Origin of the sequence: Rhodoferax lithotrophicus (assembly GCF_019973615.1) — a bacterium.
GTDB classification, from domain to species: domain Bacteria; phylum Pseudomonadota; class Gammaproteobacteria; order Burkholderiales; family Burkholderiaceae_C; genus Rhodoferax; species Rhodoferax lithotrophicus.
This window is the reverse complement of record NZ_AP024238.1, coordinates 3,433,052-3,456,042: the sequence shown is the minus strand read 5'-3', so window position 1 is coordinate 3,456,042 and position 22,991 is coordinate 3,433,052. Positions and strand designations below refer to the sequence as shown.

Genomic DNA, 22,991 nt, shown 5'->3' with positions numbered 1-22,991 from the left:
TTAGGAGTTTTTAAATGGTTCAGTTCACGGTTCGTCAATTACTTCAACACCTGGCGAAAACGCTGGCCGTGGGCACGCTGCTCGCCGCCGGTGTGGTGCAAGCGCAGACTGGCCCGGTCAAATTGATGGTGGGTTTTCCTGCCGGTGGGGGCACTGACGCGATTGCCCGGATCCTGGCTGACAAGCTCAAAGACCCTCTGGGTGTGCCCGTGGTGGTGGAAAACAAGGCCGGAGCCGGTGGACAGATTGCCGCGCAGGCGCTCAAGGCGGCTGTACCCGATGGCAACACCTTGTTTTTGTCGCATGATCACACCATCTCGATATTGCCTCTGGTGGTGAAAAACCCTGGCTACGATTCGGCCAAGGATTTTGTGCCGGTCGCTGGTTTTGCCACCTTTGTGAACGGTTTGGCCGTATCGGGGGGAACTCCGGCCAAGAGCATGGCTGACTATGTAGCCTGGGTGCAAAAGCAGGGCGCGGGTAAAGACACGGTGGGTGTGCCTGCACCAGCTTCTGTGCCGGAGTTTCTGGTGAAGGTGATTGGCCAAAAGTACAAGCTTGATCTGCAGGCTGCGCCGTACCGTGGCAGCGCACCCATGATGGCAGATATGCTGGGCAATCAGATCCATGCCGGTGTGGGGTCGGTGCCTGACTTTATCGAGAACCAGAAAGCCGGCAAGATCCGTGTGGTTGCGGTGCTGGGCGACAAACGCCAGGCGGCGTTACCCGATGTACCCACCTTTGCTGAGTTGGGACTGGCTGGTTTTGAAGACGTGCCCTACTACGGCATTTTTGCCCCCAAAGGCACGCCACAAGCCACCATCGACAAGCTCTCTGCCGCCGTTGCCAAAGTGGTGGCCCTGCCTGAGGTACGGGAGCGATTGAGCACCATGGGCCTGACCGTGGGCTACATGACACAAGCCCAGTTGACCAGCCGTGAACATGCCTATGCCCAAACCTGGGCGCGCATCATCAAGGAAAGTGGATTCAAGGCGCAGTAAAGATCCACAAAGGGCGCCGAAGGTGTTCTTTTTTTAAAACGGTTGCCCGGCCAAGCAAAATGAGTAACTGGGGCAGGCAGCCGGGTCACCCGGTGATGGACGGTGGCACTGGCAAGCCACAGACATGCGTGTTATGGGTCAATCATCCACCAACAGCTACAACGTCAAACGGGGGCCTAAGCCCCCGTTTGTGCATTTTTGCCTTCGACCAATCAGGCTGTTAATGTCTTTTGCTTGCGACGATGTGTGATGCTTCCAATCAGGCCCAAGCCGGCTAACAACATGGCGTAAGTTTCTGGTTCCGGCACTGGGGCAAGAACCCCTGCCGATATGGCACCAATGGTTCCGGTATTGCCGTGACCATTGATCACATCCATGGCAAAGTAAGCGGCCGTACCATGGCCTGTAGAAAGTTGATTAAAGCTGGAAAGTGTGACGTTGTGCACCTTGAAGCTCAATGGATCTACATAGCCACCGCCAGAGCCACCACTTACACAGTTACTCACACAATTGATTTCATAGGTGAATTTGCTGAAAGGCGCATTGGTTGTGCCCGAACTCACACCAAAAACGCTCCCAAGCCCATTGGCAAAGGTGATATTTGTAATGTCGCTTGCCGATGAAACACCACCAAGGTTAAAAGAAAAAGCGGAGTGGGACCCGGTATCCACAAAGTTCAAATCGTTGCGAAGCGAGACGCTTACAAGAACATCAGAAAAACTTTGTGTCAAAGTGACTTTTCCATACGAGCCAGCACCAAATGCACTAACTGCCGTGCTATCAAGTGAATAGATGGCTGTCTGTGCAGAAGCAGAAAAAGCAGCACAAGATGCCGCCACACTAAGGCAGATATGGATAAGGGGCTTAGAGAATTTCATAATGTCACTCAGAAAATGGAACATTTAAGACGGAAGGTTCAATGCCACTGTCCTGATTTATTTGCCAAGACGCAATTTCACAGACACAGCCCGGATTCACGATGAGTGAAGTCTAAAGAGGAAAGCAGGGTGTTCCATGCCCTTGGTCCGTCTGCCCATGGTTGAAGTGGTGAAATCGGTCATAGTTCACGAATCAGCAATGGCATCCTGACAACACTGACCAAGGCATGTCGTCAGTCAGCAACACGACACGGCGACCAATTCAACCAGAGTAGTCCTCTGCGGATCATGCTTCATTTGACAGGGGTCAAAAACCCCAAACCGTGACGTATGAGCCTGTTTGGTTAGAAGCTCAGCGCCGTGACGACACCGCAATGCCCCCCACAATCAGCACAAATGCCAGGGCGTGGTACAGGTGGGGTAGTTCACCCAAAAAAGCGGCTGACAGTACGGCGGTAAACAGCGGGGTCAGGTTGATGAAAAAACCTGCTACCGACGGGCCGGCGCGTGACACGCCTGCGCCCCAGGACCGGTAGGCCAACAAAGCCGGCCCCAGCGATATAAACATCAGTGCGCCCGCCATGGGCCAGCTGATCTGGAGCCGGCCCAGGCCCAGTGCCCATTCGGTTCCTGCAGCCAGGCTGGACCACACCAAGCCAAAAGCAATCTGCGCCAGCAAAAAGGCCGACCAGTCACGTTTGATCTCGGGCGGCTCGGTGGTGGGGTGCACCAGCATCCAGCTGTAGTAGGCCCAGGCCGCAGAAGCCAGCAGCATGTAGACATCTCCCGCCACCAGTCTGACCTGCAGCAGCACCGCCAGATCACCCCGGCAAAGCACCAGCATCACCCCGGCAATGGACATGACGGCACCCAGCCATTGTTTATGGGAGATAGGCGTGCCAAAAAACACCCGGCCAATCAACAGCATCCACACCGGTGTGCTGGAGCCGACCAAGGTCACATTGAGGGGTGTGGAGGTGTTGAGCGACAAATACAACAATGCGTTGTAGCCGCCAATGGCCAGCATCGACAGCAGCACAAAGCGCCGCCAGCTGGGCCACAGGGCGCTGCTTCGGTGCAGCACGGGTGCGGCCAGGGGCAGCAGCAGCGCAAAGGCCACGGCCCACCGCAACAGATTCAGCGTCATGGGCGACACCAGCGGCGCGACCACTCGGCCTACCACCGCGTTGCCGGCCCATAACATGGGCGGTAGCGTGAGCAGGGCGGCAGTTTTAAGATTGATTTTGGGGTGCATCCGGGTATTTTGGCAGCTTATTTCTTTGACCCATGGCCATGGGTATGAGCGGGTTATGAGGCAAGCAGCAGAATCGTTTTCGTGGCAACATTTCATTTTTATAAAGGACAAACTCATGACCCAGATGACATCACGTGCAATTCGTATTGAACAGCACGGCGGCCCGGAAGAACTCCAATTGGTCAGTGTGGTGGTTGGTGAACCTGGCCCGGGCGAGATCCGCATTCGCCACCATGCGGTGGGCCTGAACTTTATTGACGTGTACCAACGCAGTGGCCTGTACCCCATGAACCTGCCGCAGCAGTTGGGTATGGAGGCTGCGGGTGTGGTCGAGGCGGTGGGCGAGGGTGTGACACATCTGCAAGTGGGTGACCGTGCTGCCTATGCCAGCCAGCCGCCGGGCAGTTATTGCGAGCGGCGGGTGATGCCGGCCAAGTGTGTCTGCAAGTTGCCCGATGCCATCAGCTTTGAGACCGGCGCGGCCATGATGCTCAAAGGCCTGACGGCGCAGTACCTGTTGAAACGTACCCTGCCCCAAGGCGGGCTCCAGCCGGGGGATTTTGTGCTGTTTCATGCCGCTGCGGGTGGTGTGGGCCTGATTGCCTGCCAGTGGGCCAAAGCCTTGGGTTTGCGCCTGATTGGTACGGCGGGTTCTGATGAAAAATGTGCTCTGGCGCTTGCCAATGGTGCAGAGTTTGCTATCAATTATTCAAAAGAAGATTTCCTAGCAAAAGTCAAGGAAATCACCGCCGGCCAAGGCGTGAAAGTGGTGTACGACTCTGTGGGCAAAGACACCTGGGACAAGTCGCTGGATTGCCTGGCACCGTTTGGCCTGATGGCGAGTTTTGGCAATGCTTCCGGCCCGGTGGCACCGTTTGCACCCGGCATTCTGGGCCCCAAGGGCTCGATTTATGTGACGCGGCAAACCCTGTTCACCCACATTGCCACCCGTGAATCCACCCAGGCCATGGCGGACGATTTGTTTGCCGTGGTGAGCAGTGGCCAAGTCAAGATTCACATTGCACAACGCTACCCACTGGAAGACGTGCAACAAGCCCATCGTGACCTGGAAGCCCGCAAAACCACCGGTTGTACGGTGTTGACGCTGTAACTTCCATTGGTGCAGGCCCTCCATCGTTTTGATGTCAACTGGCGCGCATCCGTAAGGCGCGCCACACCATCACCGGGATGTCCCAGGCACCGAGCTTGGGGCGCACCTGCCAGGTGGCAAAGTGCAGCGCTTCGATCTTGTCCAGAATCCGCAGGCCGCCTTGCACCACCAGCCGCAGCTCCCAGCCGGCCCGGCCTGGAATGCGGCAGGCTAATTGTGAGCCTTTTAGCATTCTGGAGCGCGCGTTACTTGCGTAAGAAGCTATTAAAAGTCTAGCGTTTTCGGCGTGGCTGCTGGCTTGCAAATCGGCCTCTTTCACGCCAAATTGCGCCATGGTTTGCTGGCTTGGGTACCAGCGGCCACGGGCCACGTCGACACTCACGTCTTGCCAGAAGTTGATCAGTTGCAGGGCGCTGCAAATCTGGTCGCTTTGCGTCAATGAGGCTGCGTCGGTGATGCCGTACAGGTGCAGCAGCAAACGCCCCACCGGGTTGGCCGAGCGTGTGCAGTAGTCCAGCAATTCGTCATCCGTGGCATAGTGGCGTTGTTCGGCGGTGTAGCGGATGTCTTGTTCAAAGGCATCGAGCAAGTCATTCAGCAGGTTCACCGGTAACTTGAAACGGTGAATTACCCCTGCCAGAGGTTCAAAAACTTGCGCCCAGGTGTTGCTGTGGGGTTGCCCGGCAACCACGGCGTGTAAATCTGCGCGATAGCGGCCCAGTTCCGCCAGCCTTTGAGGGGTGTTGGCATCACCTTCGTCAGCCAGATCATCCGCGGTACGGGCAAAGTGGTAGATGGCGGCAATGGCCGGGCGTAGTTGCGGTGGGCACAGGAACGAGGCCACCGGAAAGTTTTCGTAGTGGGTCACATCTGCTGGCGCAGGCTGCTTCTGGGTCATGGTTGAGGGCATGTGCTCGGTGGGGTTGACGGCCGTTGCTTCAGGGGGCTAAGGCTCCAAACTATGCTGCAGCGGAGATTTTGTCCAAGGTAATTGACAGCGTGAATCAATTTACTAAAATTAATAACCATTTGGTCATTAATTTGATGTGTTTGAAAGTGTTTGTCCATGAATTCAATGCGCGCGTATCTTCGGCCCTGTCGCTTGGCACTGACTATAGCGGCTGGTGTTTTTCTGCTGGCATGCAGCAAACCGGCGGTGCAAGAAGAGCCCGTGCGGTCCGTGAAGGTGGTCACGGTGGGTATTCAAACCACGCAGACCGCGCTGGAATACGCGGCCGAGGTCAAGCCCAGGGTGGAGTCGCGTTTGGGTTTTCGTGTGGGCGGCAAACTTATAGAGCGGCCGGTCGAAGTGGGGCAGCGTGTCAAAGCGGGCCAGGTGCTGGCGCAGCTGGACCCGCAAGATCTCCAGCTGGCCTCCGAGTCAGCGCATGCCGTAGTGGCTGCAGCGCAGACCAACCGGGATTTGGCGGTGGCTGATTTCAAGCGTTTTCAGTCACTGAAAGAACAGAATTTCATCAGTAGTGCAGAGTTGGAGCGGCGTGACTCGGTGCGCAAGGCGGCGCAGGCGCAGCTGGATCAGGCACAAGCCCAATCCAATGTTCAGGGTAATCAGGCCGCCTATGCCGTGTTGCGTGCGGATGTGTCGGGCGTGGTGACCGCGGTGCTGGCCGAGCGCGGCCAGGTGGTTGCCGCTGGTAGCCCGGTGGTGCAGATTGCCCAGGATGGTGCGCGTGATGTGGTGTTTGCCGTGCCCGAGGACAAAGTGGCAGCCATCAAGCTGGGGTCGGACGTGGCCGTGCGTTTGTGGTCTTCTTCGGGCACGCTCAAAGCGGTGGTGCGTGAAGTGGCCGCCAGTGCTGACCCGATCACCCGTACCTTTGCGGTGAAAGTGGCTTTGAGTGGTGCAGACGATCTGCCCCTGGGCAGCACCGTGACGGTGCTGCCAGCCACACTGCAGCACGTTGGGGCACCCGTGATCAAGCTGCCCACCAGCGCCTTGTTTCAGCAAGGCCAGTCCAGTGCCGTGTGGGTGCTGGATGTGCCCAGTATGACGGTCAAGCCGCAAGTGGTACAAATTGCCACCGCCGATGGCAACGACGTGGTGGTCGCCAGTGGCCTGCAGCCAGGCATGCAGGTGGTGGTAGCCGGTGTCCATGTGCTGGCACCTGGGCAGAAAGTCACAATTTATAAACAAAATGTGCCTGTAGTGCTTACCAGTAAAGCGCAGACAGCTCCTGAAAATGTAGCAATTCAAAGTCTTCCTGCAGCCTCCTCTGCAGCAGCCAAGTGAGCGGGTTATGAGTGAAAGCCACTTGCACCCTGAACAGGGTTTTAACCTCTCGCGCTGGGCTATTGAGCATGCGCCGCTGACGCGTTTTCTGATGATTGTGCTGATGGTGTTGGGCGTGTCTGCCTACTTTCAGCTTGGGCAGGATGAAGACCCGCCGTTTACCTTTCGTGCCATGGTGGTACGCACCTACTGGCCTGGTGCCACCAGCCAGCAAATGGCCGAGCAGGTGACCGACAAGCTGGAGCGCACGCTGCAAGAGGTGCCGTACTCGGACATCATCCGCAGTTATTCCAAGCCGGGCGAGTCGCAGATCACTTTCCAGATCAAGGACTATGCACGGGGCCCGGACGTGGCCAACGTGTGGTACCAGGTGCGCAAGAAGATTGGCGACATGCGCGGCACTTTGCCGCAAGGCGTGGTGGGGCCCTTTTTCAACGATGATTTTGGCGATGTGTATGGCGTGATTTACGCCTTGCAAGCGCCAGGCTTCAGTTATGCCGAGGTGAAAACCTTTGCCGATGAAGTGCGCCAGCAATTGCTGCATGTGCCTGATGTGGCCAAGGTGGAGCTGTTTGGGGTGCAGGACGAAAAGCTGTTCATTGAAATCTCGCAAAAGCGCCTGGTGCAGCTGGGTCTGGACATGAATGCCGTCATCGCCCAGCTGGGTCAGCAAAACGCGGTGGAGTCGGCGGGCGCGGTGCAAACGCCGCTGGATGTGGTGCAGGTGCGGGTGGATGGGCAATTCAAGGCGATTGAGGAGTTGCGTGCCATGCCGATCCGTGCCGGAGCCAACCAGTTGCGCCTGGGGGACATTGCTGATATCAAGCGCGCGTATGTGGACCCGCCCAGCGTCAAGGTGCGCTATCAGGGCCAGGAGGTGATTGCGCTAGGGGTGTCGATGACCAAGGGGGGGGACATCATTGCCCTGGGCAAAGCGTTGGAAAAAACCACGGAACACCTCAGCAAGACCTTGCCAGCGGGGGTGACGCTGGGGCAGATTCAGGATCAGCCCAAGTCGGTGGCCACCTCGGTGAATGAGTTTGTACGGGTGTTGATTGAGGCGGTTTCCATTGTGCTGGCCGTGAGTTTCATCAGCCTGGGGTTACACAAACGCCCTGGCAAGCAGCCGCTGTACAAGCGCTGGATGCTGGATGCCAGGCCTGGTTTGGTGGTGGGCATCACCATTCCGCTGGTGATGGCCATGACCTTTCTGGCCATGAATTACTGGGGTATTGGGCTGCACAAAATCTCGCTCGGCTCACTCATCATTGCGTTGGGGCTGCTGGTGGACGATGCCATCATTGCCGTGGAGATGATGGTGCGCAAGATGGAAGAGGGCTTTGACAAGGTGCGCGCGGCCACGTTTGCCTACGAGATCACCGCCATGCCCATGCTCACCGGCACCTTGATCACTGCGGCGGGCTTTTTGCCGATTGGTCTGGCCAAAAGCACGGTGGGGGAGTACACCTTTGCGATTTTTGCGGTGACGGTGATTGCGCTGGTGCTGTCCTGGATGGTGTCGGTGTATTTTGTGCCGTATCTGGGTACCCGGTTCCTGAAAGCACCCCCTCATGTGCAGGTGCAAGCCGGGGAGCAGCCAGGTGTCCATGACATGTACGACACCCCGTTCTACAGTGTCTTTCAAAAGACCGTGAACGCCTGTATTCGGCACCGCTGGATCACCATTGCCGCTACCGTGGCATTGTTCGGGTTGGGTATGGTGGGCATGGGCCGGGTGCAGCAGCAGTTCTTCCCGGATTCGAGCCGGCCTGAACTGATGGTGGATTTGTGGTCTGCCGAAGGCTCCTCATTTGCCGCCACCGAGGCGGTGGCCAAACGGGTGGAAGCCCGTCTGATGGCTGAACCGGGGGTGAGTTCGGTGACCCAATGGGTGGGCTCGGGTGTGCCACGCTTTTACCTGCCGCTGGAGCAGGTGTTCCAGCAAACCAATGTCTCGCAGCTGATTGTGTTGCCCCAGGATTTGCCCACCCGCGAAGTCTTGCGGAAAAAGTTGCCTGCGTTGCTGGCGCAGGAGTTTCCTGAGGTGCGTGGTCGTGTCAAGCTGTTGTCCAATGGCCCACCGGTACCCTACCCGGTGCAGTTTCGCGTTATTGGGCAAGACCCCATTGTGCTGCGCGAGCGAGCTGACGAGGTGAAAGCAGCGATGCGTTTGAACCCCAATACGCGTGGGGTGAATGACAACTGGAACGAATCCATCAAGGTCATGCGGCTGGAGGTGGATCAAACCAAGGCGCGGGCGCTGGGGGTCACCAGCCAGTCGATTGCCACGGCCACCAAAACCATTTTGAGTGGCAGCATCGTCGGGCAGTACCGCGAGGGTGACAAGTTGATCGATATCGTGCTGCGCCAGCCGCTGGACGAGCGTAACGCCATCACCGACATTGGCAACGCCTATGTGCCCACCGCCTCCGGCAAGTCGATCCCCTTGACGCAAATTGCCAAACCGGTGTTCACCTGGGAGCCGGGTGTGATGTGGCGCGAGAGCCGTGATTACGCCATCACCGTGCAAAGCGACCTGGTGGAAGGCCTGCAGGGCGCGACGGTGACCAATCAGCTCTTGCCTGAGCTTAAAAGCCTGGAAGCCAAGTGGGCCCAAGCCGGGCAAGCTGCGTACCACATTGAGGTAGCAGGGGCCGTGGCAGAAAGTGCCAAGGGTTCTTCAAGCATTGTGGCGGGTATTCCGATCATGCTGTTTATTACCTTCACCTTGCTGATGTTGCAGTTGCACAGCTTCAGCCGCGCGGTACTGGTGTTTCTGACCGGGCCGCTGGGAATTGCCGGTGTGGCGGGAGCGCTGTTGCTGCTGAACCGGCCGTTTGGTTTTGTCGCGCTGCTGGGGGTGATTGCCTTGATGGGCATGATTCAGCGCAACTCGGTGATCTTGATTGACCAGATCGAGCAAGACCGTGCCCGGGGTGTGCTGGCCTGGGAGGCGATTGTGGGGGCCGCCACGCGCCGCTTGCGCCCGATTGTGCTGACCGCTGCGGCGGCGGTGCTGGCCATGATTCCACTGTCACGCTCGGTGTTCTGGGGGCCGATGGCAGTGGCCATCATGGGCGGCCTGATTGTGGCGACGGTGCTGACGCTACTGGCCTTGCCCGCCATGTACGCGGCTTGGTTTAGAGTGACACCCAGCAGCAAGTAGTGAGTTGGGCTGGTTGTAAGTTTGCTATATTAATGATAGCTTCTAGCGCTTGTTGTATGAGCGCTAGAGCCTGATTTTTTATAAATTTTCAGGGCTTGACCTTCTTCAGCAGGGCCTCAATCTCTTGTTTGCGGCCTGCGTCGGCCATTTCACGCCCAGGGCGTGGAGCGGCCTTGAGGGCAGCATCCAGATGTTTGGCGGCTTCAGGGTTTTTGCCTTGATCGGCCAGGAAGTCGGCGTACAAAAAGTTGCTGTCAATGCCTTGCGGGTTCAGGGCCAGGGCTTTTTTGAACAACTCGTCGGCTTTGGCCTTGTCTCCAAAACCCAGCGGCCAGCCAGGTACCTTGGCGTACAGCGTGGCCAGGCTGGTGTAGGCCGAGCCATCAAGGGCGCTGCCGTCAAGCTGAATGGCTTGCTCAAACAGCAATTTGGCTTGTTTGGCCAGTGACAGTGCGCCCAGGCCGCCTTTGGCTCCGGCTTCGCTGGAGACGGCAATACCTTGCCAGATCAGCGGTTCGGCCTGGGTGGGGTGGCTTTCAGCCAATTTGCCAGCAAGTTCTGCCAGGGCGCGGTAAGCGTCAGCGTGCTGCTTGGCATCTTGCTTGTATTTGATCTGGGCCCATTGGTCTTGAATCGGGCGCACCAGCGTGTCGTTGTTGCTGGCAAAACACAGGCCGGCACTCAAAAGCAGGGCAGCCAGCGGGAGGCGGATGAAGGTTTTTTTCATGATGGCAGGGTGTCAGGGTTGAGGGGTTTGGGCATGTTGTTGAATGGTGGCCAGTTTGCCGGCCAGGCCACGGTCAATCAGAGCGGGGGCAAAGCCGTTGAGCCAGGCAAACAGGCGCTCTGGAAAGCCAATGTGTAACTCGCTGCGGTTTTGGGCCAAGGCATTCAGCAGGTGGGTCGCCACGGCTTCAGGGCTGTCACTGGTATTGCCCAGCGCGCGGTTGAGGGCATTGACAGCTGGGCTGTTGAGCGCGGTGTTGATGGCACGCGGGGCGACATGTAACACGTGGACTTGGCTGTTGGCCAATTCCCGACGCAAGCTTTGAGAAAACCCGCGTAGGCCGGCCTTAGCGCTGGAATAGGCAGCAAAACCGGCAAAGGGCAAGCTGCCAAAGGCCGAACCCACATTAACAATGCTGGCCTGTGGCTGGCTGAGCAGGTGGGGCAACAAGGCATGGGTCAGCCGCAACGGGGCCATCAGGTTGGTTTGTATCACCTGCTCAACCGTGTCCCAGGTTTGGTCTTGCAGCAGGCCAAAGGCGCTGATGCCGGCATTGTTGATCAATACATTGGCTTTGAATGTTTGGGCTGCTTGGGTCAGATCTGCAACGCCTTGAGTTTGTGTCAGGTCGGCCACGCAGATGTGGGAGGCACTGCCGAGTCGGTTGGCCAGCGCCTGGAGTTTGGCTGCATCGCGCCCCGCCAGCAGCACATGGGCTCCATGCTGCACCAGCTGTTGCGCCAGGGTCTGGCCCAGGCCGCCGCTGGCTCCCGTGAGGACGACGCGGGCAGAGTTCAGTTGCATGGGGCCACCTGTGTGTCGGTCAAACCCCGGAACACGTCGCCATAGAGTTTGTAAAACACCTTGGCGCAGCGCAGCACTTCCTGCTGGTCTTCGGGGGTCATTTGTTCCAGCAAGACGGCCAGGTGTTTGGTGTGTTCCTGGTCGAGTGTGCCGTGGGAGCGCAGGTAGGAGAAGGCGGTATCAGGTAGTTGCAGCGCGTGCTGAATTTTGTCGGCAGCCATCAGGGCCAGGGCCACGCTGGTGCCCTCCAGCACAAACACCATGCCGAAAAAACCGGCCGGGTTGCCACGGTTAATCAGGTCGTAGGCATAAGCCACCATCAGTTCGGCGGGCAGGTCGGGGCGGCTGGCCCGCACCGCATCGGCATCGCCACCGGCGGCGCTGATGTCATTCAGAATCCATTCTTCATGGCCAATTTCTTCTTCAATGTACTCAGCCACAGCGCGGCGCAGCCAGGCCAGCCGCTCGGGCAAGCGCCCGCCGAGTGACATCAGCAGTGGTGTGGTGTGACGCACATGGTGGTAGGCCTGGCTGAGAAAGGCCAGGTAGTCTTTGAGTTGGGCACGCCCTTGCAAACAGTCAGAAACCAGCGGGGCTGACAGCAGATAGCCGCGGTTGACTTCGGTGGCGCTGATGAGTTGTTCGTAAAACGTCATGAGGTGGTCTCTTCTGTGCTGTAAAGGGAGTCGATGGCCTGGGCAAAGTGTTGGGCAATCGCGCTGCGCATGGGGCGGCCATTGCCGGTGGCCAAACCGTTGGTCAGAGTCATTGGCGCACTGATGAGCCAGCGTTTGACGCGAGCATAGTCAGGAAGTTGTGTATTGGCTTGTGAGATGGCCGCATCAACTTGAGCCTGGGTCATGCCAGGCATCGGCACGACCACAGCCGCCAACCAGGGGCGGGCATCACCCAGGACCACGGCTTGCAGAATCGCGTTTTGCGCCAGCAGCACGGATTCGACCCATTCGGGTGAAATGTTGCGACCAAAGCTGCTGATCAGCAGGTTTTTGCTGCGGCCCATCAAATGCAAGTGGCCTTGTGCATCCAGCTGGCCCAAGTCGCCGGTAGCGAATTCGTGCGAGGCTTGTGCGGGTAAGGCAGGGCTGCCGGTGTAGCCCAGAAAGGCGGATGTCTGCAGGTGAACTTCGCCGTGGTCCAGGCGCAATTGCACATGCGGCAAGACGCGGCCCACGCCCGTGCCTTCATCGCCGGGTTGGTTCAGACTGACCACCGAGCCACATTCCGTCAGGCCATAACCCTCAAAGGCGGGAATTCCGGCGTGCCGCGCCTGCCTGATCAGAGCCGGGTCAACATGGGCTCCACCGACGGCCACAAACCGCAGGCTGTCGGGTGCATGTTGCTGGGTGGCGAGCAAATAAAGTGTCCAGACTTTCAGCAATTCGGGCACCAGGATCATGCTGTTGGGCCGAGCCGCCATGGCGCTTTGCTGCAAGGCCGCAGGGTCAAACCCGGCCATGCCACGCCAGCCCAGACTGGCCAAGCTGGGGAGGTGGACTTGTGAGCCGTTGAGTAATGCGGCATAAATCCCTGCACTGTTTTCCAGCAGCAGGCTCAGTGGTAAAACGGCTAGATGTTTGCCAATGTCCAGGGGGGACAGGGTGGTTTGTATGGCTTTGGCAGTGGCCATCAAACCGGTGGCACTCAGGCAAACGCCCTTGGGGGAGCCGGTGCTGCCGGAGGTGAAAGAGATTTTGGCGCAACCCTTGGGCAAGGCGGGCCGCGTCGCTTGGCGGCACATCAAGCTGAGTAAGCCCTGTGTCCAACGGCATTCAAAGCCTAGCCCCAAGGAGGTGATTCGTTCGGGCTGATCGGTCAACACGGTATCGACACCGGCTTGCGTCAGCGCGTTGACCATTTGCGCCGGGCTGAAAAAAGTGGGCAAGGGCAAATGCACCGCATCCAGATGCAGTGCTGCCAGATCGGCCAGAACCCAGTTCACACTGTTGTCCGCCAGCACCGCGATGACTTGGCAATCAGTGAGTTTGTTGGCCATCTCATGCACCGCTGAGATGACTTCAGCAGCGCTCAGGCTTTGCTCGTGGTCGGACAGGGCCGGGCGGTCGGGTCGTAGCGCCAGCACATCCAGTAGGAGAGAGGTACTCATGCTTGTGCGTTCATGCGTTGCAGGGCGGCTTTGATTCGTCCGGCGGCAACGATGGGCTGGGTGTCGTAATAACTGCCCCAGTTGCTGGCCTGACCGTTCAAACGTTCTGGGTTGGCCGCAGCCAGTGCCAGAGGTGGCAAACCCAGCTTGGAGAAGATGCCCACCAGTTCTTGTGTGGCCGTGGAGGCGACCCACTCAAAGCCTTCGGCATGCAAATAGTTCGCCATGGCGCGAAACAGGAAAATGCTGCTGCCTGGTCTTTGGGCGGCCAGGTGGCCCACTTCCACAATGCGGTCACGACTGATGGGGCTGGGCGCAAGATGCGCCATGGCGTGCTCAATGGGTGTGTCCAGATAACGCTCCAGAAAAAGCGTTGAATCCTTGGCACTGCGCCAGCCCGCTGCTGCAACGATGGCTCCGCGCTGCTCCAGTACCATCAAGTTGGGTGTGAACGAGGTCACTTTGGCGTTGTAGCGGTCTGCAAAGATGCGTTTGATGAAATTTTCAGCTTCCTGCCTGCGTGGAGAATGTTGGTCCACATGGCGTGCAGAGATGGTTGGCATGGGTGCTTGAAAGATCTTGCGTTGGGCGTTGTTCATGGAATAACGTGGGTTGGGTGGACTGAAGCGTTGATGGCAGTCTAAAAAATCATTCTTAAGCTGTTCTTAACCTTCTTTGCGGGTTGAGGTTGATGAAATGTCGGGTTCAGTGCGGGTTAAAATCCACAGTTGACCTATTTCCAGGGGTGGCTGTTAAGGCTGCCCTGTTAAGTTAGCGCGGGTGGCGAAATTGGTAGACGCACCAGGTTTAGGTCCTGACGGTGGCAACACTGTGCGGGTTCGAGTCCCGCCCCGCGCACCACGATGAGAATTTGCTGACTTTGCCCTGTTGAATGGCAACCGGGTAAGAGCTTTTTTGTGTCCTTTGCAGTATGGCCAAGAGTTTTACCGCAGCGGACGCTTGACCACCTATTTAATTTGGAGAATGACCATGGCCGTTGTTGTTGAAACTCTTGAAAAGCTTGAACGCAAAATGACGTTGAGTCTGCCTGTGCAAGCCATTCAGTCTGAAGTGACTGCTCGTTTGAAGAAACTGGCACGTACCATGAAGATGGATGGTTTTCGTCCAGGTAAAGTGCCCATGAACGTGGTTTCACAGCGCTATGGCTATTCGGTTCAATATGAAGTCATGAACGACAAAGTTGGCGAAGCTTTTTTTAACGCTGCCAACGAAGCCAAGCTGCGTGTTGCAGGTCAGCCCAAAATCAATGAAAAAGAAGGTGCACCTGAAGGTGAGTTGACATTTGAGGCTGTGTTTGAAGTTTTTCCTGAAGTCCAAATTGGTGATTTGAGCACGGCGGAAATTGAAAAAATTGCAACTGAAGTGTCTGATTCTGCAATTGACAAGACGGTTGATATTTTGCGAAAACAGCGTCGTACCTTTTCACAGCGTCCGCATGATGCAGCCGCCCAAGATGGTGATCGTGTGACGGTTGACTTTGAAGGCAAGATTGATGGTGAGACCTTTGAGGGTGGCAAGGCTGCGGATTTCCAGTTTATTTTGGGTGATGGTCAGATGCTCAAAGAGTTTGAGGAAGCCACACGCGGTATGAAATCTGGCGAAAGCAAAACCTTTCCCTTGGCTTTCCCGGCCGATTACCATGGCAAAGATGTCGCGGGCAAAACCGCTGATTTCATGGTGACGGTGAAGAAGATCGAAGCTGCTCATTTGCCCGAAGTAAACGAAGCCTTGGCTAAATCTTTGGGTATTGAAGATGCAACGGTGGAAGGTTTGCGTACTGACATCAAGAAGAATCTTGATCGTGAGGTGAAATCCCGTTTGCTGAGTCGTAATAAAGCCGCAGTGATGGATGCTTTGGTTTCCAAGGCTGAGTTGGATTTACCCAATGCTAGCGTTCAGGCTGAAGTGCAACGCCTGCTTGAGGGAGCGCGTGCTGATTTGAAGCAACGCGGTATTAAAGACGCGGATAAAGTAGCTATTCCTGAAGATGTGTTCAAGCCACAAGCTGAGCGCCGCGTACGTTTGGGTTTGGTCGTGGCTGAGTTGGTACGTGCCAATGCCCTGCAAGCTACCATGGATCAAATTAAGGCGCATATTCAGGAGTTGGCTGCTAGCTATGAAAAACCCGCAGAAGTTGAGCGTTGGTATTTCAGCGACAACAATCGCTTGGCGGAAGTGGAAGCCCTTGTGCTTGAGAACAATGTGACTGACTTTGTGCTCTCCAAAGCTAAGGTGAGTGAGAAATCGGTGACGTTTGATGAGCTGATGGCACAGAATTAAGACGGTTTTCTTCCGTTTAAACGGTTAAAAATGGGGCTTGTGCCGGACTTGTAGTCCAGCAAACAAGCCCCATTTGCATTGAGGCCATGTTTTTTAGCTACAGTAGAGCAAGATTTTTGGAGTCAAGATGAATTTTCAAATGAGTGCAATGGCCCCACAAGGCTTGGGCATGGTGCCCATGGTGATCGAACAGTCAGGCCGCGGCGAGCGGTCTTACGACATTTATTCGCGTCTGCTCAAGGAGCGGGTGATTTTTTTGGTGGGCCCAGTGAATGACTATGTGGCTAATCTGGTCGTGGCGCAGTTATTGTTTTTGGAAAGCGAAAATCCTGACAAGGATATTTCTTTTTACATCAATTCACCCGGTGGCTCGGTCAGCGCCGGCATGGCGATTTTTGACACCATGAACTTTATCAAACCCCAGGTGTCAACTTTGTGCACCGGTATGGCGGCGAGTATGGGAGCTTTCTTGTTGGCCGCAGGTGAAAAGGGCAAGCGTTTTGCTTTGCCTAATTCAAAGATCATGATTCACCAGCCCTCCGGTGGCAGCCAGGGGCAGGCCACGGAAATTGAAATTGCCGCGCGTGAGATTTTGAAGACACGAGAGCAACTAAACCAGATTTTGGCTGACCGTACCGGTCAACCGTTGGAGCGTATTGCACGTGATACCGAGCGTGACTACTACATGTCGGCGCAAGAGTGCCAAGAATATGGTCTGATTGACCAGGTTATTTCTAAAAGGGCGTAGTTCTCATGGCCGAAAAAAAAGGCACCTCTGGCGAGAAAACGTTGTATTGCTCGTTTTGTGGAAAAAGTCAGCATGAGGTTAAAAAACTCATCGCTGGGCCATCGGTATTTGTTTGTGATGAGTGTATTGAACTGTGTAACGAAATCATCCGTGATGAATTGCCAGCAACCACTGAAACTGTCGCTAAAAATGAATTGCCCACGCCTGCTGAAATCAAAGCGAATCTTGATAACTATGTGATCGGACAAGAGCCAGCCAAGCGCATTTTGGCTGTGGCAGTCTATAACCATTACAAGCGGCTACGGCACCAGGAAAAATCCAACAAGGATGATGTAGAGTTGTCCAAAAGCAATATCTTGCTGATTGGTCCGACAGGCTCAGGCAAAACATTGTTGGCGCAAACTTTGGCGCGTATGCTGGATGTGCCTTTTGTTATGGCAGATGCCACCACACTCACTGAAGCAGGGTATGTGGGTGAGGACGTGGAAAACATCGTGCTCAAACTATTGCAAAGTTGCAACTATGAGGTTGAGCGGGCGCAGCGTGGCATTGTTTATATTGACGAAATCGATAAAATTTCGCGCAAATCCGATAATCCCTCCATTACCCGGGATGTGTCTGGTGAAGGTGTTCAGCAAGCCTTGCTCAAACTGATTGAGGGCACGATGGCCAGTGTTCCTCCACAAGGTGGGCGTAAGCACCCGAATCAGGATTTTGTGCAGGTGGATACCACCAATATTTTGTTTATTTGTGGTGGGGCATTTGCGGGGCTCGAGAAGGTAATTGACAACCGGACCGAGTCCTCTGGCATTGGTTTTGGTGCAGCCGTGAAAAGTAAGCAAAACCGCAACCTGACCGACGTGTTCAAAGAGGTTGAGCCAGAAGATTTGATCAAGTTTGGACTGATTCCTGAGTTGGTAGGGCGTATGCCTGTAGTGGCTACTTTAGGTGAACTCAGCGAAGAAACTTTGGTGCAAATTCTCACTGAACCGAGAAATGCCTTGGTCAAGCAATACAGTAAATTGCTGTCCATGGAAGGGGTTGATCTGGAGATCAGGCCGAATGCATTGAAGGCAATTGCTAAAAAGGCATTGGCACGCAAGACAGGGGCGCGTGGTTTGCGCTCCATTCTGGAGCAAGCCCTGATTGACACCATGTTTGACCTGCCAAATACGCCAAATGTTGAAAAAGTCGTTTTGGATGAGTCCACTATCGAAGAGAACAAGCAGCCTTTGCTGGTGTACCGTGAGGTGGCCAAAAAGGCCTGATTTGTTCTGCTTATAGATGTGTTTTGTCCTGATAAGGTCAAAATGCATTCAAAATAATTGCCTGCCACTGTCATTGTGGCAGGCGCGCTTCTCCTTCAACAGGTTTAAAGAGGACTTTATATGTCTGATCACACCCTACTGCCTGCTGCTTCGATTGATTTGCCGCTATTGCCTTTGCGTGATGTAGTGGTTTTTCCACACATGGTGATTCCTTTATTTGTTGGGCGGCCCAAGAGTATCAAGGCACTTGAAGCTGCCATGAATGCTGACAGACGGATCATGCTGGTTGCTCAAAAAGCTGCAGCCAAAGATGATCCTGCTGTGTCGGACATGTTTGACATGGGTTGTGTGTCGACTATTTTGCAAATGCTCAAACTCCCAGATGGCACAGTCAAGGTTTTGGTTGAGGGGCAGCAGCGTGCTACGGTGACGCATATTGAAGACGGTGAACTGCTGTTTACTGCTACGGTGACTCCGGTTGAAGTACCGCCGGAATCAGATACTCAGTCGCGCGCCAAGGTCAGTGAAATTGAAGCTTTGCGGCGCGCGGTGATGCAGCAGTTTGATCAATACGTCAAACTCAACAAGAAAATTCCCCCTGAAATCTTAACTTCAATTTCCAGTATTGATGATCCTGGTCGTTTGGCTGACACCATTGCTGCTCATTTGCCGCTTAAGCTGGAGAACAAGCAAGCGGTGTTGGACCTGTCTGGTGTGCGTGATCGTCTGGAAAATCTGTTTGAACAGATTGAGCGCGAAGTTGACATTCTGAATGTGGATAAAAAGATTCGCGGACGGGTGAAACGGCAAATGGAGAAGAATCAGCGTGATTTTTATTTGAATGAGCAAGTTAAAGCCATTCAGAAAGAATTAGGCGAAGGAGAAGATGGCGCTGACATCAACGAAATCGAGAAAAAAATCAAGGCTGCCAAGATGCCCAAAGAGGCATTAAAAAAAGTGGATGGTGAGCTGAAAAAACTAAAACTAATGTCACCTATGTCCGCTGAAGCTACAGTGGTGCGTAACTATATTGACGTGTTAACCGGTTTACCGTGGGCGGGAAAAACCAAAATTAAGCACAACCTGACAAATGCAGAAACGGTACTTAATGAGGATCATTATGGCCTTGACAAGGTAAAAGACCGTATTCTTGAATACCTTGCGGTTCAGCAGCGGGTTGATAAGGTGAAGGCACCTATTTTGTGTCTTGTCGGACCACCCGGTGTCGGTAAGACATCATTGGGTCAGTCTATTGCCAAAGCAACAGGGCGTAAATATGTGCGCATGGCACTGGGTGGTGTGCGTGATGAAGCCGAAATTCGGGGACATCGCCGGACATATATTGGTGCTATGCCGGGCAAAGTGATGCAAAGTCTGTCAAAGGTGGGGACACGAAACCCGTTGTTCTTGCTGGATGAAATAGATAAGTTGGGAACTGATTTCCGGGGTGATCCGTCAAGCGCACTGCTTGAGGTGCTTGATCCTGAACAAAATCATAAATTTGGCGACCATTACGTCGAAGTTGATTTTGATTTGAGTGATGTGATGTTTGTAGCGACATCCAACTCCATGAATATTCCTCCAGCTTTGCTGGATCGCATGGAAGTGATTCGTTTATCGGGTTATACCGAAGATGAGAAAACCAACATTGCGATCAGATACTTGCTGCCCAAACAACTCAAGAACAATGGGGTTAAAGAATCCGAGTTGTTGATCACGGAAGATGCTATGCGTGACATCGTGCGCTATTACACGCGAGAGGCTGGGGTTCGCTCGCTTGAGCGTGAAATTTCGAAAATTTGCCGCAAAGTCGTCAAAGGTTTGCAGTTGAAGCAGTTCAAGCCACAAGTCAAAGTGATCGGTGAAAACCTGAACGAATTTTTGGGTGTCCGTAAATACGACTATGGTCGTGCTGAGAAGAAAAATCAGGTTGGTCAAGTTGTTGGTTTGGCGTGGACTGAAGTGGGAGGGGATTTACTCACCATTGAAGCGGCCATGATGACCGGTAAGGGTGTGATCACGCGGACCGGATCTTTGGGTGACGTGATGAAAGAGTCTGTAGAGGCCGCTCGCACCGTTGTGCGTAGCCGTTCACACCGACTGGGGATCAAGGACGAATTTTTTGAAAAGAAAGACATTCATATTCACGTTCCTGATGGTGCAACACCCAAAGATGGGCCGAGTGCAGGGGCCGCCATGACGACAGCTTTTGTTTCTGCGATGACCGGTATTCCTGTGCGCTGTGATGTGGCCATGACAGGAGAAATCACTCTGCGTGGCGAGGTAACTGCCATTGGTGGGTTGAAAGAAAAGTTATTGGCTGCGCTGCGCGGTGGAATTAAAACCGTGGTGATTCCAGAGGAAAATGCAAAAGATTTGCAAGATATCCCTGAAAATGTCAAAAATGGTCTTGAGATTGTGCCTGTGCGCTGGATTGACAAAGTGCTTGAAATTGCGCTGGAACGTATGCCTACACCATTGCCTGAGGATGATCCTGCTGTGGTTACCTCGGTTTCGACGGAGCTGGCACCAACAGGGTCGGCTGGAACAATTAAACATTGATAAATTCTCGTCAAATTCAGGATGAGCTCTAAAATAACGTTATAATTTAGGGCTTGAAACGCGGGAATAGCTCAGTTGGTAGAGCGCAACCTTGCCAAGGTTGAGGTCGAGAGTTCGAGACTCTTTTCCCGCTCCATAGTTTCTTTTGATGCAGATGTTTATTTGCATTTTGCGGGAATAGCTCAGTTGGTAGAGCGCAACCTTGCCAAGGTTGAGGTCGAGAGTTCGAGACTCTTTTCCCGCTCCAATTATTAAAAAGGGAAGCTAAGCTTCCCTTTTTTGTAAGGTGTTTGGCGCGATAGCAAATCGGTTATGCAACGGATTGCAAATCCGTGGAGCCCAGTTCGACTCTGGGTCGCGCCTCCAGAATTCAGGTTTGTATTCACAATACAAGCCTTGCCCGAGTGGTGAAATAGGTAGACACATCGGACTTAAAATCCGCCGCTTCGTGAATAACGGGCGTACCGGTTCGATTCCGGTCTCGGGCACCATCTGGTTTTTAAATTGTGAAAAACCAAGATGAACCATCATTCAAGGTTCGCCTGCTCATCTTCTTCATTGCCGCATCATGAGCACTTAGCTAGGGCTTACCGGGTTATAAGTCAGCGTGATCCAGTGCCACTTGACATGGCGGCTAGGATGCCAAGCGAGGCTGAGTGATAGGTTTTGCCTTGTCACTGGCTTGACTGACGGGTACGGTTTTTTCTCTTTATGATTGACCAGATGTACTCAATTCAACGCATTTCCAAGAGCGAGTTTGTTCCTATTCGCTCCCTCAACTACCACGTTCGTTGTTGGGGTAGCCCAGCGCCCGGTAAAACCCCGTTGGTGCTGGTGCACGGCTGGATGGACGTGGCTGCCAGCTTTCAGTTTGTGGTGGATGCCCTCCAGGCCAATCACTTCATCATTGCCCCCGATTGGCGTGGCTTTGGGCTGACTGCCTCTGGTGGGGCAGATTGTTTTTGGTATCCCGACTACCTGGCCGATCTGGATGCACTGCTGGATCATTACGCACCGGGCCAGGCCGTGAATCTGGTTGGCCACAGTATGGGCGGCAACGTGGTCATGCTGTACGCTGGGATACGCCCCGAGCGCGTGCGCCGCCTGATCAATCTGGAGGGCTTTGGCATGCCGGCCACCCAGCCCGAGCAGGCGGCGGGCAAATACGCCCAGTGGATGGATGAGCTCAAGCAGCAGGCCCAGGGAGGCATGCTGCTCAAAACCTATGACTCGCTGGAAGCCGTAGCTGGGCGCTTGATGAAGACCAACCGACGACTGACTGCTGACAAGGCCCGCTGGCTGGCCAGCCACTGGTCGGCTGAACTGACACCTGGGCAATGGTCAATTCTGGGCGAAGCAGCGCACAAGATCACCACGGCCCAGCTCTACCGCGCGGACGAGGCGCTGGCCATTTACCGCGCCATCACCGCCCCGACGCTGATGCTGGAAGCCTCGGACGACAGCATGGCGATCTGGTGGAAGGGGAAATTCACGCTGGCGCAACACCATGAACGGCTGAAGTCTGTGGCCAATGTCCAGATCGCCCAGGTCGACGACTGTGGTCACATGCTGCACCACGATCAGCCGCAGGCGGTGGCTGATTTGATCGAGCGTTTCATCGGGTAAGCCTGCCATGAGAAAATCCGCGTTTATTTGTCACAACGCAAGAACAGGATTTCTCCCATGGAAGCAGAACGCATCAACGCCATTGGCAACCAATTGACCGACCTGACGGCCCGCACCCTTGAATTACGGGGGTATCTTTGACTACGATGCCAAATTTGAGCGCCTGAGAACCGTCAACGCCTCGCTGGAAGATCCGACCGTCTGGAACGACCCGAAACGCGCCCAGGAGCTGGGCAAAGAGAAAAAAGCGCTGGACGGCGTGGTGGTCACCATTGATGACCTGCAGCGCGAACTGTCTGACAACACCGAGTTGTTTGAGATGAGCCGCGACGACAACGACGAAGCCGGGCTGATCACCATCGAGGCCGAAGTCGCCAAGCTCGAAGAGATCGTCAAGGGGCTGGAGTTCCGCCGCATGTTCAACAACCCGGCCGACCCGCTGAACTGTTTTCTGGACATCCAGGCCGGTGCGGGCGGCACCGAAGCCTGCGACTGGGCCAGCATGCTGCTGCGCCAGTACCTGCGCTACTGTGAGCGCAAGGGTTTCAAAACTGAGATTGAAGACGAAACCCCGGGCGACACCGCTGGTATCAAAGGCGCATCATTCAAAGTGGAAGGTGAATACGCTTTTGGCCTGCTGCGCACCGAAACCGGCGTGCACCGCCTGGTGCGCAAGAGCCCGTTTGACTCTTCCGGTGGCCGCCACACCAGCTTTGCCAGCGTGTTTGTCTACCCGGAGATTGATGATTCGATCGAGATCAACATCAACCCCAGCGACGTGCGCATCGACACCTTCCGTGCTAGTGGCGCGGGCGGTCAGCACATCAACAAGACCGACTCGGCGGTGCGCATGACGCACATCCCCACCGGCATCGTGGTGCAGTGTCAGGACGGCCGCAGCCAGCACAGCAACCGCGACGTAGCCTGGAAGCGCCTGCGCTCCAAACTCTATGACCACGAGTTGCGCAAGCAGCAGGAAGAGCAGCAAAAGCTCGAAGACGGTAAAACCGACGTCGGCTGGGGCCACCAGATCCGCTCCTACGTGCTGGACAACAGCCGTATCAAAGACCTGCGCACCAACTACGAGACCTCGGCCACGCAAAAAGTGCTGGACGGTGATCTGGATCAGTTCATTGAAGCGTCTTTGAAGCAGGGTGTGTGATGTCAG

At 55.1% G+C, this 22,991-nt stretch carries 18 protein-coding genes and 5 tRNA genes; 15 read left to right on the top strand and 8 right to left on the bottom strand.

The genetic code is table 11. The annotated features are described in order from the left end of the window. Nucleotides 1–14: 14 nt before the first annotated feature. The gene (locus tag LDN84_RS15950; protein WP_223904420.1) at nucleotides 15–1,001 is read left to right on the top strand and encodes a Bug family tripartite tricarboxylate transporter substrate binding protein; all 987 of its coding nucleotides are present in this window, start codon (nucleotides 15–17) and stop codon (nucleotides 999–1,001) included. A gap of 212 nt (nucleotides 1,002–1,213) precedes the next feature. Here the strand turns inward: LDN84_RS15950 and LDN84_RS15945 are convergent, their stop codons facing one another. Both LDN84_RS15945 and LDN84_RS15940 read right to left on the bottom strand, forming a co-directional pair. Further along, nucleotides 1,214–1,879 carry a PEP-CTERM sorting domain-containing protein gene (locus LDN84_RS15945; protein ID WP_223904419.1) on the bottom strand — a complete coding sequence of 222 codons (666 nt, stop codon included), beginning with the start codon at nucleotides 1,877–1,879 and terminating at the stop codon, nucleotides 1,214–1,216. Between the two features lie 352 nt (nucleotides 1,880–2,231). Beyond that, nucleotides 2,232–3,134, bottom strand: a complete 903-nt coding sequence (locus LDN84_RS15940) for a DMT family transporter (RefSeq protein ID WP_223904418.1) — start codon at nucleotides 3,132–3,134, stop codon at nucleotides 2,232–2,234. Between the two features lie 115 nt (nucleotides 3,135–3,249). Between LDN84_RS15940 and LDN84_RS15935 the strand changes: the two genes are divergently transcribed. Continuing rightward, nucleotides 3,250–4,245 carry a quinone oxidoreductase family protein gene (locus LDN84_RS15935; protein ID WP_223904417.1) on the top strand — a complete coding sequence of 332 codons (996 nt, stop codon included), beginning with the start codon at nucleotides 3,250–3,252 and terminating at the stop codon, nucleotides 4,243–4,245. Between the two features lie 34 nt (nucleotides 4,246–4,279). On the opposite strand, the gene hpnC is transcribed toward LDN84_RS15935, so the two are convergent. Further along, on the bottom strand, nucleotides 4,280–5,155 hold the full coding sequence (hpnC, locus tag LDN84_RS15930; protein WP_223904416.1) for a squalene synthase HpnC: 876 nt from the start codon (nucleotides 5,153–5,155) through the stop codon (nucleotides 4,280–4,282). A gap of 156 nt (nucleotides 5,156–5,311) precedes the next feature. On the opposite strand from hpnC, the gene LDN84_RS15925 reads away from it, so the two are divergent. Together LDN84_RS15925 and LDN84_RS15920 are read left to right on the top strand one after the other, a co-directional pair. Continuing rightward, entirely contained in the window at nucleotides 5,312–6,496 is a 1,185-nt protein-coding gene (locus LDN84_RS15925; protein ID WP_435405890.1) for an efflux RND transporter periplasmic adaptor subunit, read from the top strand. 7 nt (nucleotides 6,497–6,503) lie between these two features. After that, the gene (locus LDN84_RS15920; RefSeq protein WP_223904415.1) at nucleotides 6,504–9,662 is read left to right on the top strand and encodes an efflux RND transporter permease subunit; all 3,159 of its coding nucleotides are present in this window, start codon (nucleotides 6,504–6,506) and stop codon (nucleotides 9,660–9,662) included. 88 nt (nucleotides 9,663–9,750) lie between these two features. Here the strand turns inward: LDN84_RS15920 and LDN84_RS15915 are convergent, their stop codons facing one another. Genes LDN84_RS15915 through LDN84_RS15895 form a run of 5 tightly spaced genes read right to left on the bottom strand, consistent with a single transcriptional unit; the run spans nucleotide 9,751 to nucleotide 13,917 of the window. After that, nucleotides 9,751–10,389, bottom strand: a complete 639-nt coding sequence (locus LDN84_RS15915) for a TRAP transporter TatT component family protein (RefSeq protein WP_223904414.1) — start codon at nucleotides 10,387–10,389, stop codon at nucleotides 9,751–9,753. 12 nt (nucleotides 10,390–10,401) lie between these two features. Continuing rightward, complete coding sequence (locus tag LDN84_RS15910; RefSeq protein ID WP_223904413.1) at nucleotides 10,402–11,193, bottom strand: SDR family oxidoreductase; 792 nt, start codon at nucleotides 11,191–11,193, stop codon at nucleotides 10,402–10,404. After that, nucleotides 11,184–11,849 carry an iron-containing redox enzyme family protein gene (locus LDN84_RS15905; RefSeq protein ID WP_223904412.1) on the bottom strand — a complete coding sequence of 222 codons (666 nt, stop codon included), beginning with the start codon at nucleotides 11,847–11,849 and terminating at the stop codon, nucleotides 11,184–11,186. Before LDN84_RS15905 ends, LDN84_RS15910 begins: the two co-directional genes overlap by 10 nt. Continuing rightward, nucleotides 11,846–13,318: an AMP-binding protein gene (locus tag LDN84_RS15900; RefSeq protein ID WP_223904411.1), complete on the bottom strand. Its 1,473-nt coding sequence runs from the start codon at nucleotides 13,316–13,318 to the stop codon at nucleotides 11,846–11,848. Before LDN84_RS15900 ends, LDN84_RS15905 begins: the two co-directional genes overlap by 4 nt. After that, entirely contained in the window at nucleotides 13,315–13,917 is a 603-nt protein-coding gene (locus tag LDN84_RS15895) for a thermostable hemolysin (protein ID WP_223904410.1), read from the bottom strand. The genes LDN84_RS15900 and LDN84_RS15895 overlap by 4 nt, the downstream gene beginning before the upstream one ends. A 175-nt stretch (nucleotides 13,918–14,092) precedes the next feature. Between LDN84_RS15895 and LDN84_RS15890 the strand changes: the two genes are divergently transcribed. The 11 genes from LDN84_RS15890 to prfB all read left to right on the top strand — a co-directional run bounded on the left by LDN84_RS15890 (nucleotide 14,093) and on the right by prfB (nucleotide 22,985). Then, nucleotides 14,093–14,179: transfer RNA gene (locus LDN84_RS15890), tRNA-Leu, on the top strand. A 129-nt stretch (nucleotides 14,180–14,308) separates the two neighbouring features. Continuing rightward, nucleotides 14,309–15,619 (top strand): trigger factor, encoded by a 1,311-nt coding sequence (gene tig, locus LDN84_RS15885; RefSeq protein ID WP_223904409.1) that lies wholly within the window; start codon nucleotides 14,309–14,311, stop codon nucleotides 15,617–15,619. Between the two features lie 139 nt (nucleotides 15,620–15,758). Next, complete coding sequence (gene clpP, locus LDN84_RS15880; protein WP_223913051.1) at nucleotides 15,759–16,367, top strand: ATP-dependent Clp endopeptidase proteolytic subunit ClpP; 609 nt, start codon at nucleotides 15,759–15,761, stop codon at nucleotides 16,365–16,367. Between the two features lie 5 nt (nucleotides 16,368–16,372). Further along, a complete protein-coding gene (gene clpX / locus LDN84_RS15875) occupies nucleotides 16,373–17,635 on the top strand; it encodes an ATP-dependent Clp protease ATP-binding subunit ClpX (protein WP_223904408.1) in 1,263 nt (420 codons plus the stop codon). Nucleotides 17,636–17,755: 120 nt separating this feature from the next. Continuing rightward, nucleotides 17,756–20,197, top strand: coding sequence for an endopeptidase La (gene lon / locus LDN84_RS15870; RefSeq protein ID WP_223904407.1), 2,442 nt, complete (start codon nucleotides 17,756–17,758; stop codon nucleotides 20,195–20,197). A gap of 60 nt (nucleotides 20,198–20,257) precedes the next feature. Further along, nucleotides 20,258–20,333: transfer RNA gene (locus LDN84_RS15865), tRNA-Gly, on the top strand. Nucleotides 20,334–20,368: 35 nt separating this feature from the next. Then, nucleotides 20,369–20,444: transfer RNA gene (locus LDN84_RS15860), tRNA-Gly, on the top strand. Between the two features lie 45 nt (nucleotides 20,445–20,489). Continuing rightward, a tRNA-Cys gene (locus tag LDN84_RS15855) sits at nucleotides 20,490–20,563 on the top strand. A 32-nt stretch (nucleotides 20,564–20,595) separates the two neighbouring features. After that, nucleotides 20,596–20,688, top strand: a tRNA-Leu gene (locus LDN84_RS15850). 232 nt (nucleotides 20,689–20,920) lie between these two features. Further along, nucleotides 20,921–21,823, top strand: coding sequence for an alpha/beta fold hydrolase (locus LDN84_RS15845; protein ID WP_223904406.1), 903 nt, complete (start codon nucleotides 20,921–20,923; stop codon nucleotides 21,821–21,823). Between the two features lie 57 nt (nucleotides 21,824–21,880). Then, a protein-coding gene (gene prfB, locus LDN84_RS15840) for a peptide chain release factor 2 (protein WP_223904405.1) occupies nucleotides 21,881–22,985 on the top strand; the annotation gives its coding sequence in 2 pieces (ribosomal slippage) (nucleotides 21,881–21,961 and nucleotides 21,963–22,985; 1,104 coding nt in all). Nucleotides 22,986–22,991 lie beyond the last annotated feature (6 nt).